8 protein-coding genes are annotated in these 14,646 nt (G+C 62.8%); 2 read left to right on the top strand and 6 right to left on the bottom strand.

Features of this window, described 5'->3' with window-relative positions:
* Nucleotides 1-22: 22 nt before the first annotated feature.
* Nucleotides 23-1,876 carry a translation elongation factor 4 gene (lepA, locus tag ACX80B_RS14630; protein ID WP_459297424.1) on the bottom strand — a complete coding sequence of 618 codons (1,854 nt, stop codon included), beginning with the start codon at nucleotides 1,874-1,876 and terminating at the stop codon, nucleotides 23-25.
* Nucleotides 1,877-2,142: 266 nt separating this feature from the next.
* On the opposite strand from lepA, the gene rpsT reads away from it, so the two are divergent.
* Nucleotides 2,143-2,403: a 30S ribosomal protein S20 gene (gene rpsT / locus ACX80B_RS14635; RefSeq protein ID WP_459297426.1), complete on the top strand. Its 261-nt coding sequence runs from the start codon at nucleotides 2,143-2,145 to the stop codon at nucleotides 2,401-2,403.
* Nucleotides 2,404-2,537: 134 nt separating this feature from the next.
* Here the strand turns inward: rpsT and holA are convergent, their stop codons facing one another.
* The 5 genes from holA to leuS form a co-directional block, all read right to left on the bottom strand.
* Nucleotides 2,538-3,566: a DNA polymerase III subunit delta gene (gene holA / locus ACX80B_RS14640; protein ID WP_459297428.1), complete on the bottom strand. Its 1,029-nt coding sequence runs from the start codon at nucleotides 3,564-3,566 to the stop codon at nucleotides 2,538-2,540.
* 38 nt (nucleotides 3,567-3,604) lie between these two features.
* The gene (locus ACX80B_RS14645) at nucleotides 3,605-6,271 is read right to left on the bottom strand and encodes a ComEC/Rec2 family competence protein (protein WP_459297430.1); all 2,667 of its coding nucleotides are present in this window, start codon (nucleotides 6,269-6,271) and stop codon (nucleotides 3,605-3,607) included.
* Nucleotides 6,272-7,204 (bottom strand): helix-hairpin-helix domain-containing protein, encoded by a 933-nt coding sequence (locus ACX80B_RS14650; RefSeq protein WP_459297432.1) that lies wholly within the window; start codon nucleotides 7,202-7,204, stop codon nucleotides 6,272-6,274.
* Between the two features lie 48 nt (nucleotides 7,205-7,252).
* The gene (locus ACX80B_RS14655) at nucleotides 7,253-8,269 is read right to left on the bottom strand and encodes a DegV family protein (protein ID WP_459297434.1); all 1,017 of its coding nucleotides are present in this window, start codon (nucleotides 8,267-8,269) and stop codon (nucleotides 7,253-7,255) included.
* Between the two features lie 90 nt (nucleotides 8,270-8,359).
* Complete coding sequence (leuS, locus tag ACX80B_RS14660) at nucleotides 8,360-10,888, bottom strand: leucine--tRNA ligase (RefSeq protein ID WP_459297436.1); 2,529 nt, start codon at nucleotides 10,886-10,888, stop codon at nucleotides 8,360-8,362.
* A 202-nt stretch (nucleotides 10,889-11,090) separates the two neighbouring features.
* Here leuS and ACX80B_RS14665 point away from each other — a divergent pair, with 202 nt between their 5' ends.
* Complete coding sequence (locus ACX80B_RS14665; protein ID WP_459297438.1) at nucleotides 11,091-14,600, top strand: proline dehydrogenase family protein; 3,510 nt, start codon at nucleotides 11,091-11,093, stop codon at nucleotides 14,598-14,600.
* Nucleotides 14,601-14,646: the final 46 nt, after the last annotated feature.

A 14,646-nucleotide genomic window follows, 5' to 3' on the forward strand; every position in this document is an offset into this window, starting at 1 on the left:
GTACGGTCGGGCAACGGCTGGGTCACTTCTTGGCTTTGTCCTTGGAGTCGTCCGAGGATAGGGCGGCGATAAACGCTTCCTGCGGAACCTCGACCCGTCCCACCATCTTCATCCGCTTCTTGCCTTCCTTCTGCTTTTCCAACAGCTTGCGCTTACGCGAGATGTCGCCGCCGTAGCACTTGGCCAGGACGTCTTTGCGGATTGCACGGATATTCTCGCGGGCGATGATCCGTGAGCCAATGGCGGCCTGGATCGGAACCTCGAACTGCTGTCGGGGAATCAGTTCCCGCAGTTTGGCGGTCATCTGTGTTCCGTAGGCATACGCCTTGTCTTTGTGCGTGATCGCGCTGAACGCATCGACCTGTTCGCCCTGGAGAAGGATGTCCACCTTGACGAGATCGGCGGCCTGTTCGCCGTCGGCCTTCCAATCGAGCGATGCGTAGCCACGCGTCTTTGATTTCAAGAAATCGAAGAAATCGAAGACAATTTCGGCCAGCGGAAGCCGGTACTGCAGTTCAACACGTTCCTCCGAGAGGTAGTCCATGCCGTTCATCTGCCCGCGGCGTGCCTGGCATAGCTCCATGATGGAGCCAACGAATTCATTGGGCGCAAGAATGGTGGCCGATACCATCGGTTCCCGCACTTCCATGATTTTGCCGGCCGGAAACTCGCTCGGATTCGTGACGATGATTTGTTGCTTATCCTCAAGCGTGACCTGGTAGACGACGTTCGGCGCCGTTGAAATCAACGCAATATTGGATTCCCGCTCAAGACGCTCGCGGATGATTTCCAAGTGCAGGAGTCCCAGGAATCCGACCCGGAAACCGAAGCCGAGGGCGACCGATGTTTCGGGCTCATAGACGAGTGCCGCATCGTTGAGCTTGAGCTTGTCCAGCGCATCGCGCAGGACAGGGTAGTCTGCGCCGTCCAACGGGTACAGACCCGAGAAGACCATGGGTTTTGGCTCCTGGTAACCGCTGAGCGACTTTGCCGCAGGCTTGGCCAGGTTCGTCACCGTGTCGCCGACCTTGGATTGGCGCACGTCCTTCACACCCGTGATCAGGTAACCGACTTCTCCGACACCAAGGCCGTTGGAAGGCACAGGTTCCGGTGCGCTGACGCCGATTTCCAGCAGCTCGTGGCTCGCTCTTGTCGACATCATCTGGATCCGTTCGCGCGGATGCAGCTTGCCGTCAATCACACGTACGTAGGTCACCACACCGCGGTACGTGTCGTAAACGGAGTCGAAGATCATCGCGCGGGCAGGAGCGTCGGCGTCGCCAACTGGAGCGGGTATCTCGGCCACGATCTTGTCCAGCAGCACTGCCACACCGTCGCCAGTCTTACCGGAGACGCGCAGTACGTCATCCGGTTCTCCGCCGATGAGGTGCGCCAGCTCTTCTGCATACTTATCCGGCTGCGCCGCCGGAAGGTCGATCTTATTGAGCACCGGAATGATGGCAAGATCGTTCTCCATCGCCAGATAGAGATTGGCCAGTGTCTGAGCTTCGATCCCCTGGGCAGCATCCACCAGCAGGACCGCGCCTTCGCAGGCGGCGAGGGAGCGTGACACCTCATATGTGAAGTCGACGTGTCCGGGAGTGTCGATCATGTTCAGTGCGTAGCTGGTCCCATCCAGCTCCCATGGCATCCTGACGGCTTGCGACTTGATCGTGATGCCGCGTTCGCGCTCAATATCCATGCGGTCCAGGTACTGTGCCCGCATGCCGCGGTCACCGACGACGCCGGTCAATTGCAGCATGCGGTCGGCCAGCGTCGACTTCCCGTGGTCGATATGAGCGATGATCGAGAAGTTTCGCAGGATCGCCGGATCGGTTGCGGCGGGCACCGGAGCAGTGCGGGCCAAGGGAGTCACGCAGTGTCCTTACGTTTGAGGGAAAATAGACCGGTCTCCAGTCTCCCACGTCTTGACCGTGCCGTGGTCATAGGGATCGAGGTGCATGATCATTCAGACCGGGTGTGAGCACACATCCATGGACTCTGATAAGCTGTATAGCTGTGTGTCCGCGCAGGTCGTCGGGCACGGCAAGCTGGTCGCCATGGTATCCCCACGCCACTCAGTCGATGTCCAGTTTGAATGCCCTCACTGACCGAAGTCCGCATTACAAAGAGAGTTTATACGTGGCCAATATTAAGTCCCAGAAGAAGCGCGTTCTCACTAACGAGAAGGCCCGCCAGCGCAACAACTCGGTGAAGGCCGAACTGCGTACGGCAATCCGTGCAGTCAAGACTGCGATCCAGTCCTCCGACAAGGAGGCCGCCAGCAGCGCCCAGGCCGCTGCCAGCCGCAAGCTGGACCAGGCCGCCACCAAGGGCGTTATTCACAAGAACAACGCCGCTAACCGCAAGTCAGCTCTTGCGAAGAAGGTTGGCAGCCTCTAAAGGTTTTGCCGCTCAAATCATTGAGCAATGGCTGTGGCCGGCACCAAAGGTGCCGGCCACAGCCATTTAAACCAACCCTGATTGATTGCATATCGAGGCCGGCGACTCCAGCCATCGGCCCCGCCCTCCAGCAGCTAGCGCCGGCTGACCGACGTGGAAATGATGGTAACGGCGCGTTCCAAAGCGTAGACAGGGTCGCGTGCAGCCCCCTTCACCTGGGCATCTGCCTCTGCGACGACTTTGATCGCCTGGATGAGCGCGCCCGGAGTCCATCCGCCGCTGTCTCTTCTGGCTTGGTCAACCTGCCACGGCGCCATCCCAAATTCACGTGCAAGTTGGGCCGAGGGCCCCCTTGAGCCGGCAACTTTGGCCACTGTCCTCAATTTCATGGCCAGCGCGGCGACGAGTGGTACGGGATCCACACCGGTGGCCAGGGCGTGCCTCAGGGCGGACAAGGCCTGCCCGCCCCGTCCGGCCAAGGCTGCATCCGCGACCTTGAATGCAGTCGCCTCAACCCGGCCACCGTAATAGCGTTCGACGACGTCGGCTGTCAGTTGTCCATCGACGTCGGAGAGCAACTGGGAACAGGCCGCCGCCAGCTCGGACAGGTTCGCTCCGACGGCGGCAACGAGTGCCTGTGCCGCCGCAGGCTCAATGCGGCGGCGTGCATCGCGGAACTCGCGGGTTACGAAGTCGATCTTCTCCGCGTCCTTCTTCAGCGGTTGACATTCAACGACTGGCGCTCCATTGGATTTGAGAGCATCCAGCAGTTTCTTCCCCCGCGCTCCCCCGCTGTGATGCAGGACGACGACGGTGCCTTCGGCCGGCTGGGCTGCGTATGCCAAGGCGTCGGTAAGGAATTCATCGTTCATGGATGCCACGGCGGAGACCTCGATGAGTTTCGCCTCACCGAACAGCGATGGATTGGCCGCCATTTCGAGCTGGCCAGCGGCATAGTCGGATGCGTCCAAACGGGTGCGTTCCAGTGCCGGTTCGTGCTCACGGAGCCGCGAGCGGATGCGGTCCAACGCCCGCGTCGCAATATACTCCTCAGGTCCTGCTACCAATACAACCGGTGCAGGTTCGACCTCCCGCCAATCAACTGTCCGGGCAGAGGATTTCGTTCCAGCGGTCTTGCGTGCTGTCTTTGCTCCCGGGCTCAATGGCGCCTCTTTGTTCGTCGGTTTCTCACTTCTCCAGCCTACCTTTCAGACCACATACGCAGGATGTCCGACTGTTTGCCAATGTAGATCCTTCCGTCCTCATCCGTTCTGCCGATGTGCGCACCCACCTGTTTCAGAGCGGAGATGATATCCGGGGCTGGATGCCCATAGTCATTGTCAGCTCCAACGGAAATGAGTGCCATGGCCGGCTGGAGTTCCAAGATCACGGCTGTTCCGCCGTTGTCCGCCCCATGGTGGGCGACTTTGAGGACATCGACGCCTCGTTGGAGGAAGCCACCGCCCAACATCAGCACCCGTGGGGCGCGGGCCAAACGCAGCAGGCGTTGCATCCCGTCCTCTTCAAGATCACCGGTCAGGAGAACTGACAGCGCCGATCCTTCAGCTTGCTTGACCCGGGCGGCGATGACGATGCTGGAATTGTTCTTGGTGCTGACAGGATGGTTGGCGGCCGGCCAGAGCACCTGCCAGTGGACCGGACCATCGTTGCCCTGCTGTCCCCGTTGGGCATGGACAATCTCTACATTGTGTTCCTCGAGCGCGGATACAACGCCAGAAGGCAGTTCGGGATCTGTGGTCGAAATCAGGGCCAGCTTCACCTCACGTCCAGCGAGGACGCCCTGCATGCCCCCGTTGTGGTCGGCATGCATGTGCGTGATGACCAGGACATCCACCGTCGAAATCTCCAGGTCCTGCAGGCATTGATCCATCAGCTCCGGGTCGGGACCGGTGTCGACGACGACCGCCGAATGTGAGCCGGTGCGGATGACGAGTCCATCGCCCTGGCCCACATCGCAGGCCACCACCGACCATTCGGATTCTCCGGGCACCGCACCGGATCCGCTGATCAGTAGGCCGGGACCCACCCCGAAGAGGACACCGAGAACCAACGCGGTGGCGCACCGGTTCAGCCCTGAAGCAGGCTCTCCCGGCGGCAGGCGGACGAGTATGCTTGCGGTCTGGCGCAACCGTGCCGGACTGGACAAGACCCAGAGCGCAGCCAACGAAGCGGTGGACAACGCAGCCATCAGGACCACTCCGGTGGCACCGCCCGGCCAGGGTATGGCCGCCGCCGGAGCAGAGCTGAAAAAGCGGGCGGTCGATCCAACCCACTCGGCGCCGGTGCCGGCGATAGCCATCAGCAACGGGACGAGCGGCGGACACAGGAATAAGGCCAGCACCGCCAGCATCCCGACGATGGTGATGACAGGTATCGCCGGTGCCACCAGTACGTTGGCGAGCACAGAATAGGTAACCAATTGCGGCTGCAGCAACACAATTACCGGGGCGCAGAAGACTTGGGCCGCGACCGGGACAGCTACCGCCTGCGCCGCCCACAACGGCATCCACCTGGCGAGCCATCGTGCACATCTGCCCCCAAAGACGATGAGCCCTGTGGTGGCCAGAACCGAGAGAATGAAGGCGTAGCTGCCGCTTAGCCATGGGTCGTGGGACAGCAGCAGAACGACGGCGATGCAAAGCAGGGAAGGTGAACGCCTGCCGCGTCCGTTCATGACCGCGACGATGCCGATCGTTCCCATCACCGCTGCCCGCAGCACGCTGGGATCGGGACGAACGAGTGTCACAAACGCGAGCAACGCAAATGAGGCCACGGTGGCTGCCAACCAGCGCGGCAGGCGTACGGCATAGCCGCAGAGGAAAACAACGCCGAGAATTATGGCGCAGTTGGCGCCGCTGACTGCTGTCAGGTGTGTCAGGCCGGTGCGTTTCATCGCTTTATCAAGGTCGGCGCCCAGACTGCTGCGGTCCCCCAGCACCATACCGGGCAGAAGCTGCGCGGCATCGGAACTCAGCGTTGCTGCATGGTCCTTGAACGTGCGTCTGATGCCGGTGGTGCGATTATCCCAATGGCTTGCCGGTTCAATGAGGGTTGGGGACGTTTCCGAAAAGAAGAGCGCCTCCACTTCGTCCCCGGCGGTTGCGCCTGCGAGCGCACCAGCACCGCCCACCCGCTGGCCCGTTTGTACCGCCGACCATCGTTCGCCGGCTATGACCAGGACGGGTGTGGCTGCTGAAAATTCGTTGCCATCAACAGTTGCCTCCACAATCGTTGCCTCGATCAGGTATTGGACAGCCCCGCTGAATTTAGCCGGTGAGTCGCTCACGGCCGGGTCGGCGGTGATGAGGAGTTCGGCTGTGATTGTCGAGCCGTCGTGGATGGCCCCGTCAATCGGTCCAGCCGTTCGTTCGGCCGACGTTTCTGCGGCTGAGAAGGAGACAAGGGCCAGACAGAGAAGCGGAACGGCCAACGTGACAACAGCGGTGGCACCCCGCCGGCGTCCTCCCAGCACCAAGGCAACAGCTGCAGTTAGGAGTGCGGCGGATCCGGCACAGTATCCCCAGCCAGGGCTGACCCGAATGAAGACGATGGCGCCCGCCCACGCCATCAGAGCCGCCGGAACGAGTCTCAGGTCCCACGTGCGCTCGGTCCGGTGACCGTCATCGTCCTTTTCGATGGCGGTCACCCGGCGGATTCCGCTCGCCGTTATCGTGGCGAGGGCAGCAACGGCCTTGGCAGGAGGGTCCTGCCGGCGCGCGCTCTGCCTGAGGCCCTGGTGTTCAACCTTTCCTGAACCCGGGCCGCCCTCCTCGGCTTGAGATGTTGTCGGCTGCTGTGCCGACGTGGCCGCGTCGACGAAGCGTTGCCACCTCGATGTTGGGCTCATCTACAGTGTCACGAGCTCCCGGAGGGTCGCCAGCATCTTCTCTCCTATTCCTGACACCGCATCCAACTCGTCAACGGTGGCGAAAGACCCATGTTCTTCACGCCATTCCACAATCCGTCCCGACAGCACCGGTCCTACGCCCGGGAGCGTGGCGAGTAGCTCGGCGCCGGCGGTATTGATGTTGACGGTGGGCGGATCCTCCCCGGCACCGGCCGCACTTCCGGCTGTGCCCGGTTGCGCCCCTTCTGCTGGTCCCGACCCAGCAGGTGCAGGCGCAGGGCCGGCAGACACGTCTGCGCTGGTGGGCACATACAGTTGTTGGCCGTCCTGAATCTGCGCCGCAAGGTTAACCGCGCTCAACTGTGCGTTCGCCGCGGCGCCTCCGGCAGCCGATATGGCTTCATGGATGCGGCTGCCCTTATTAAGACTGACGATTCCGGGCTCCTTAACTGCTCCGGCGACATGGACCACGATCCGCACAGGTCTTGGTGGAGGCTTGGCTGTCGCGGGCGCCTGGATTCCAGCCGGAGCGAACTCCGCCGCCGAAGGGACCGGGGAACCCGCCGCACCCTTCGCCTGGCTGCCGGCGGTGTGCCCGGGATAACCAGCGGTCTCCCGGGCGGAGCCGGTGGATCCTGTGGCCATGGGTCCGGTTTTGACCTCGGTGACATTACGGACAGGCTCTCCAAAGGCGCCGCCGATCCAAAGCGTGAACACCAACCCGAGGGTCAGGCCGGCCGCGACACATGCCGCGGCGGTACTGATTTTCCAGCGTGTACGGCGGTCTGGCGGGCCGTCCAGGTCAAGTCCTGCGGCCCGGGCTGAGTTGTGCGGTTCCGGATTTGATCCGTGTTCAGGAGGAGAAGACGAATCCCGCGTGACGGCGTAGCGGGAGCGGGAATTGCGCCGTGTCACCCAGTCATGCCTGCCCATGCCTTCACGCTATGACGGGCAGTGGACGGAGCCAACGGCGCAGGCGCCCTATGTGGGTTTAGCCCCCTGGGATCCGTCTTGTGGAGGAGGAGTCGCTGGAATTGGCCTGCGGCGCTCGCCGGAGACCACCACCACCAAGGCACCCAGCCCGGCGTGGGCCGCCAGAACCGCGGGAAGGGCGGTCAGCTGCGGTATCGATCCTTCCCCACTCCGCAGGCGCAGACGCATTGACAGTTCCTGGGCCAGCTGGCGGTTGCCGAAATGGTGGACGGCCCACTGCCGGCGCCGCTGATCCCGCTGCTCAAACTCATCCAGCGCCAGTTCTTCGAGCCGTGCAACCGCACGGGGCACAGACCTTACCTTCTCCAGCGGGACGACCACGCCATCGCGCACAGCAAGGATGGGCTTGACGGCCAGGATCGTTCCCAACCAGGAGGCGGCGGCACCTATCCGGCCACCCCGCCGGAGCTGTTCCAGACTCGGAACATAGAAATAAACAACGGAGCTGGCGGCGGCCTCGACTGCGGCCGCGGCAGTGTCCGTGAGGCTTTTGCCATGCTCGGCCGCTGCCAAAGCCGCCTGCACAGCGAACCCCTGAGCCATCCCCACGGTTCGCGTGTCCACCACTTCGACCTGAATCGGGACGGAGCCGGCACCCAACCGCGCAGCGTCCGTGGTTCCGGACAGCCCAGCCGAAATGTGCACCGAGACAATCCCGGAGAAACCGGCTTCGGCGAGCAGTTCGTAGACGCGCTTGAACTGCCCGGGCGAAGGTCGTGATGTGCGGACAGATTTGCCCTCGGCGAGGGCCATGCACAGGGCCTCGTCAAGGTCATCGACGCCTTCGCCAAAGATCTCCGCCGCGATCATGACGGGCATTGGCACAACATGGAAGGCGCCCCGGGCAAGCGCAGCATTGAGCCAGGGAACCGGCAGCGCGGCCGCGGAATCCGTGACAACAGCGATGCGTTGCGCTGGCACGGGCGGGGGGTTGCCGCCGTCGTCGTCCGGTTTATCCTGAACCTGTTCCGGGCGCCGCGATGCGAGCAGATCGAGCCATTTCATACCTGCTCCCTGTCTCATCGGCGCACGCACCCTCCCACGCACCCTCCCATGGCAGCCGAGCAGCCAAGCAGCCAAGCAGCCGGACTGCTTCTAGCTGGGGACGATATTGACCAGTTTAGGCGCGCGCACGATGACGGTGCGGATGTCCCGTCCGTCCAGGCTGCGGCTGACGGCGTCCGAATCCAAGGCAAGGGCGCGGAGTTCATCCTCGCCGATGTTGGCCGGAACCTGCAGACGGTCACGCACCTTGCCCTGCACCTGGACGATGGCCGTTATGGTCTCCTCCACCAAGAGTTCTTCCTCCACCTCGGGCCAGCCGGCGGCAGCCACGGATGCCTCCCGGCCCAGCTGCGCCCACAGATCTTCGGCGGTGTACGGAGCGAACAGGCTCAGAATGATGGCCACGGTCTCGGCCGCCTCGCGAACAGCCGGGTCGGCACCGCCGGGGCCGCTGTCGATGGCCTTTCGGGTGGCGTTGACCAGTTCCATCACCTTGGCGATGACGACATTGAACTTGTTGTTGCTGAGGAGTTCGGCCGCATCCGCGACGGTACGGTGCGTGACGGCCCGCAGCGCCTGGTCACCGCTGGAACGGTCGACGTCGGTGGAGCTGGTGACGTCCTGGCCCAGCCGCCAGGCACGGGCCAAAAACTTCGATGACGCGGACGGGGATACATCCGCCCAGTCGACGTCGTCTTCGGGAGGCGACGCGAAGACCATGGTGAGCCGGACGGCGTCGACCCCATACTTGTCCAGCTGCTCGGTGAGATCGACCCCGTTGCCCAGCGACTTGCTCATCGCTCTTCCGCCGTTGAGGACCTGGCCCTGGTTCAGTAAGGCGCTGAAGGGTTCGTTGAAGTCCACCATGCCCAGATCCTGCAGGACCTTGGTGAAGAACCGGCTGTACAGCAGGTGCAGGATGGCATGCTCGACGCCGCCAACATACTGGCCGACCGGCAGCCACCGATTCACCGCGTCGACGTCGAAGGGTCCCTTCGTGAATTCCGGCGACGCGAAGCGCAGGAAGTACCAGGACGAATCGACGAAGGTGTCCATGGTGTCGGTATCGCGCTTGGCCGCTGCACCGCATTTGGGGCAGGGCACGTTGACCCAGTCCTCGGCAGCCGCCAGCGGAGACGTTCCCTTGGGAGACAATGCTTCACCGCGCAGCCCATCGGGGAGCCGGACAGGCAATTCCTCGTCCGGAACCGGAACTTCGCCGCAGGTGCCGCAGTGGATGATGGGGATCGGCGTTCCCCAGAACCGCTGCCGGGATAACAACCAGTCGCGCAGCCGGAAGTTGACCGTCGTCTCCCCGGCCCCGGTTTCCTCCAGCTGTGATGATGCGGCGGCAATGGCTTCAGTCTTGCTCAGGCCGTCCAGGAAACCGGAGTTGATCACGGTGCCTTCACCGGCGGTGGCAACGCCGGATTCCGCTGGATCCGGTTCGCCGGTATCCAGAACCGCACGTACCGGCAGGTTGAAGGCGCGGGCAAAGTCCAGGTCGCGCTGATCGTGGGCGGGCACGGCCATGATCGCACCGGTGCCGTATTCGGCCAGCACGTAGTCCGCCGCCCATACCGGCAGCTTTTCCCCGTTGATCGGGTTGACGGCGTAGCGGCCGAGGAAGACTCCGGTCTTTTCCCGCTCGGTGGACTGCCGCTCGATTTCCGACAACGACTTGATCTGCTCGCGATAAGCCATCAGATCGTCATGATGCTCGTCGGAGACGATGTCCACAGCCAGATCGGCATCGGCTGCCACGACAAAGAAAGTGGCGCCGTAAAGCGTGTCGGGCCGGGTGGTGAAAACGTCCACGCTGCGGGAATCTTTGCCACCTGACGCTTCGACGTCGAACTTCACATGGGCGCCTTCGGACCGGCCGATCCAGTTCCGCTGCATGGCCAGAACGCGCTCCGGCCAGTGTCCGTGGAGCTGGTCCATATCCTCCAGCAGGCGGTCGGCGTACTCAGTGATCCGGAAGTACCACTGGTTCAGGTTCTTCTTCGTGACCTGGGTTCCGCACCGCTCACAGGCGCCATTGACGACCTGTTCATTCGCCAGCACGGTCTGGTCCTTGGGGCACCAGTTGACGGCTGAGTTCCTGCGGTAAGCCAGTCCCTTATCGTAAAACCGCAGGAACAGCCACTGGGTCCACCGGTAGTACTCGGGATCGGAAGTATGCAGGCGGCGTGACCAGTCGGCGCTGATGGCATAGCGCTTGAAGGACGCGGCCTGGGTATCAATATTGGTGTACGTCCACTCGGCGGGGTGGGCGTCATGCTTGATCGCGGCATTCTCCGCCGGCAGGCCGAAGGAGTCCCAGCCGATAGGGTGCAGGACGTCGTAGCCGCACTGGCGCATATAGCGTGCGGCGACGTCGCCCATGGCGAATGCTTCGGCGTGGCCCATGTGCAGATCACCCGAAGGGTAGGGAAACATGTCGAGGACATACCGCCGCTCCCGGGATCCGTCGTCGAGCGGTTCGAAGACCTTGAGCTCATCCCAGATGGCCGGCCATTTGGCCTCCATCGCGGCAAAACTATAGGTGCCTTCTGCAGGCTGTTCCGTATCCGGCTGCGCGCTCACAAATGCCTCGACTCTGTGCTCGTAATTCATTCAAATCCTCCCCTGCCGGGTCCAACCATCACTGCAACGGTGTGGACACACAAAAGCCCCTCGTCAGGGAGGGGCACCCCACACGGAACGTACCGCGCGGGTCAACTAAGCAGGAGCATCTTCATATGCCTACTTTAGCGCAGGATCGTGCATTATCCGCCCGGGCTGGTTCCTATGACCGATATCGGTTTATCGTCGGTCTATGACGAATACTTTTGAACCTGCGGAACCGAGGCCTGTTGATCTGGCCGACGACGTCGTCAGCATGGTCCGGCGCTGGCTGCATCTGCCCGACGATATGACGGCTCCGACCTCAGTACAGCTGACGTCGGCGAAGGCGTCGCGATCGGCTGCTTTGCTGGCCGAGGTGTTGAAAGATCCTGAGGGTCTGGAGTTCACGATCGGCTTCGTGGACAGGGTGATCCGTCCCGAGAACCTCGCTGTCGCGGCTCATGAACTGTCCAACCTGTCGAGGAATGCGCCGAGGTTCCTGCCCTGGTACATGCGTTACGCGGTCAAGCTCGGCGGCGTCATCGGCCCGGCAGCTCCATGGCTGGTCGTGCCGATCGCCCGCCGGGTGCTGCGTGAGATGGTGGCGCACCTCATTGTCGACGCCCGGCCGCAGAAGCTCGGTGCAGCCATCGCCAAACTCAAGGGTGGCGAAGACAGTGGCATCCGGTTGAACCTTAACCTTCTGGGCGAGGCAGTGCTCGGTGAGTCGGAAGCGGACGCCAGGTTGGAAGGCACCAGGAAGCTGCTGGCCCGTGACGACGTCGATTACGTTTCGATTAAGGTTTCCTCGGTCGTGAGCCGGCTGAACATGTGGGCGTTTGACGAAACAGTTGAGAAGGTCGCCGAGCGGCTCGTCCCGCTGTACAAGATGGCACTCGATGCTCCGACGCCGAAGTTCATCAACCTGGACATGGAGGAATACCACGATCTCGACCTGACGCTGGCGGTCTTCAAACGGGTCTTGTCCCATCCGGAGCTGCTGAACTTCGAGTCCGGCATCGTTCTGCAGGCCTACCTGCCCGATGCGCTGGGAGCCATGCAGGATTTGACCGAGTGGGCCAAGCAGCGGGTGGCCGACGGCGGCAAGAGCGTCAAGGTCCGTCTCGTCAAGGGCGCAAACCTGCCGATGGAGCAGGTCGACGCCGCTGTCCACAGCTGGAACCTGGCGACGTTCGATTCCAAACAGGACACCGATACTAACTACAAGCGGGTATTGGACTGGGCGCTGCGTCCGGAGAATATGGAAGCCGTCCGGCTCGGCGTGGCAGGACACAATCTGTTCGATATCGCCTTTGCCCGCCTTCTCTCGCTTCACCGCGGGGTCGAGGACAGGGTCGAGTACGAGATGCTCCTCGGCATGGCTGAAGAACAGGCACAGGAGGTCCGTAACGAGGTCGGCTCGCTCCTGCTTTACACCCCGGTGGTCCATCCTGAGCAGTTCGATGTCGCCATCAGCTACCTGGTGCGCCGGCTGGAAGAGAACGCCAGTCATGAGAACTTCATGTCGGCGGTGTTCGAGCTGACCTCCGAACCGACGTTGTTCGAGCGGGAGAAGCAGCGTTTCCTGGCCTCGCTGAACCATGTCGACACGATCGTCCCGGACCGCAAGCGGCGGCTGGAACCGGACCGCGCGGTGGAACTGGAATCCGGCGAGTTCAAGAACGAGTCGGACTCGGATTCATCATTGCCCAATATCCGGGAATGGGGCCGCAAGATCCTCGATGGCGTACCCGGTTGCACGCTGGGCAAAAAGCTGGTGGCCGATTCGTGGCTGGAGACCAAAGAAGACGTCGACAGGACTGTCGAAACCGCCCTGAACGGCCAGAAGTCATGGGCGGGACTCGGCGGGTATGAACGCGCCAAGGTTCTCCGCCGGGCCGCCCAGGAAATTGCCCGGCGCCGCGGCGAGCTCATCCAGGTCGCCGCGAGCGAGGCCGGTAAGACGATCAGCGAAACGGATCCGGAAGTAAGCGAGGCCGCGGATTTCGCCAATTACTACGCGCTTCAGGCCGAAGAACTCGAGAACGTGGAGGGTGCCCGGTACGAGCCCGTTCCCCTGACGGTGGTGACTCCGCCGTGGAACTTCCCGGTCGCCATCCCCGCCGGCTCGATGCTCGCCCCGCTGGCCACCGGCAGCTCAGTCATCGTCAAGCCGGCGCCGCAGGCCAAGCGTTGCGCCGCCGTCGTAGTTGAGGCGTTGTGGGCTGCCGGAGTTCCCAAGGACGTTCTACTCTTCACAGACGTCGAAGAGGGACCCGTCGGACAGCACTTGATCGCTAATGAAGCCGTGGGCCGGGTTATCCTGACCGGCGCCTACGACACCGCCAAGCTGTTCCGGTCGTGGCGCCATGACCTGCCGCTGCTGGCCGAGACAAGCGGTAAGAATGCCATTATCGTCTCCCCCAGCGCCGACCTGGACCTGGCCGCCGACGATGTGGCCAGGTCGGCCTTTGGCCACGCGGGGCAGAAATGCTCCGCGGCCAGCCTGGTGATCCTGGTCGGCTCGGCCGCCTATTCCGAACGGTTCCGCAATCAGTTGGTGGATGCGGTTTCCTCCCTGAAGGTGGGATATCCCGATGATCCGACGACGGAAATGGGCCCGGTTATCGAACCGGTTGAGGGCAAGCTGAAGGACGCCCTGACCACGCTCGATGAGGGTGAATCCTGGACAGTGGAGCCAAAGCAGCTCGATGACACCGGGAGGCTCTGGTCGCCAGGGATCCGGACCGGGGTAAAGCCGGGAAGCTACTTCCACCTCACCGAGTTCTTCGGACCGGTGCTCGGCGTGATGACCGCCAAGACCCTTGAAGAGGCCATCGAGCTGCAGAATGCACCGGTGTACGGATTGACGGCCGGACTGCAGACGATGGATTCGGACGAGCTTCCCGTCTGGCTGGACAAGGTCCAGGCAGGCAACCTTTACATCAACCGGGGTATCACCGGCGCGATTGTCCGCCGCCAGTCCTTTGGCGGATGGAAGCGCTCGTCGGTTGGGCCCGGCGCAAAGGCAGGCGGGCCGAACTACCTGGTTCATCTGGTGGATTGGTTCAAGGAAGACTTGCCGGAATTCGGCCACGCCGAGGCTGGGGAAGCGCTGACAGACGTGGAACTTGCCCCTGCCGTGTCTGCAATCATGCATTCCATGCTGTTCAACGACGCCGATCAGGCCTTCCTGGCCCGTTCGGTGGTGGCGGACCAGGCCCACTACGAGTCGACATTCGGCCGCAACGTTGATATCTCGGCGCTCGGTCTGGAACGGAACGAATTCCGCTATCTGCCCACTCCTGTCACGGTCCGGCTGAACGAAGCCGGCACCATCACCGAACTGGTGCGGGTCATCCTTGCAGCCGCCCGGTCGGGTGCGGACTTCGAGGTCAGTACGGCACACGTCCTGCCGGAGGAATTGGTCGGCGCGCTGCCCAGGAGCTGCGTGAACCTGACCATGGAAACCGACGAGGGATTCCTGAAGCGGGCCGCTGCGGGGCAATTGCACTATGACCGGGTCCGCCTGGTTGGCGGCGGCTACGGCACGCTGTGCGCCGCCACTGAGGGAGACCCCGATCTCGCCGTCTACGCTGGTGAAGTTACTGCTGCCGGACGGCTGGAAATGCTGCCGTTCGTGCATGAGCAGGCAGTGAGCATCACCGCTCACCGCTTCGGCAACCCGGACAGGATTTCAGATAAAGTGTTGCAGGACTGATCAGTTCCGCCTTGAGGCTCCAGCAGTGCGGGCCGCCGGGCAGGAC

The organism is Arthrobacter monumenti (assembly GCF_054511255.1).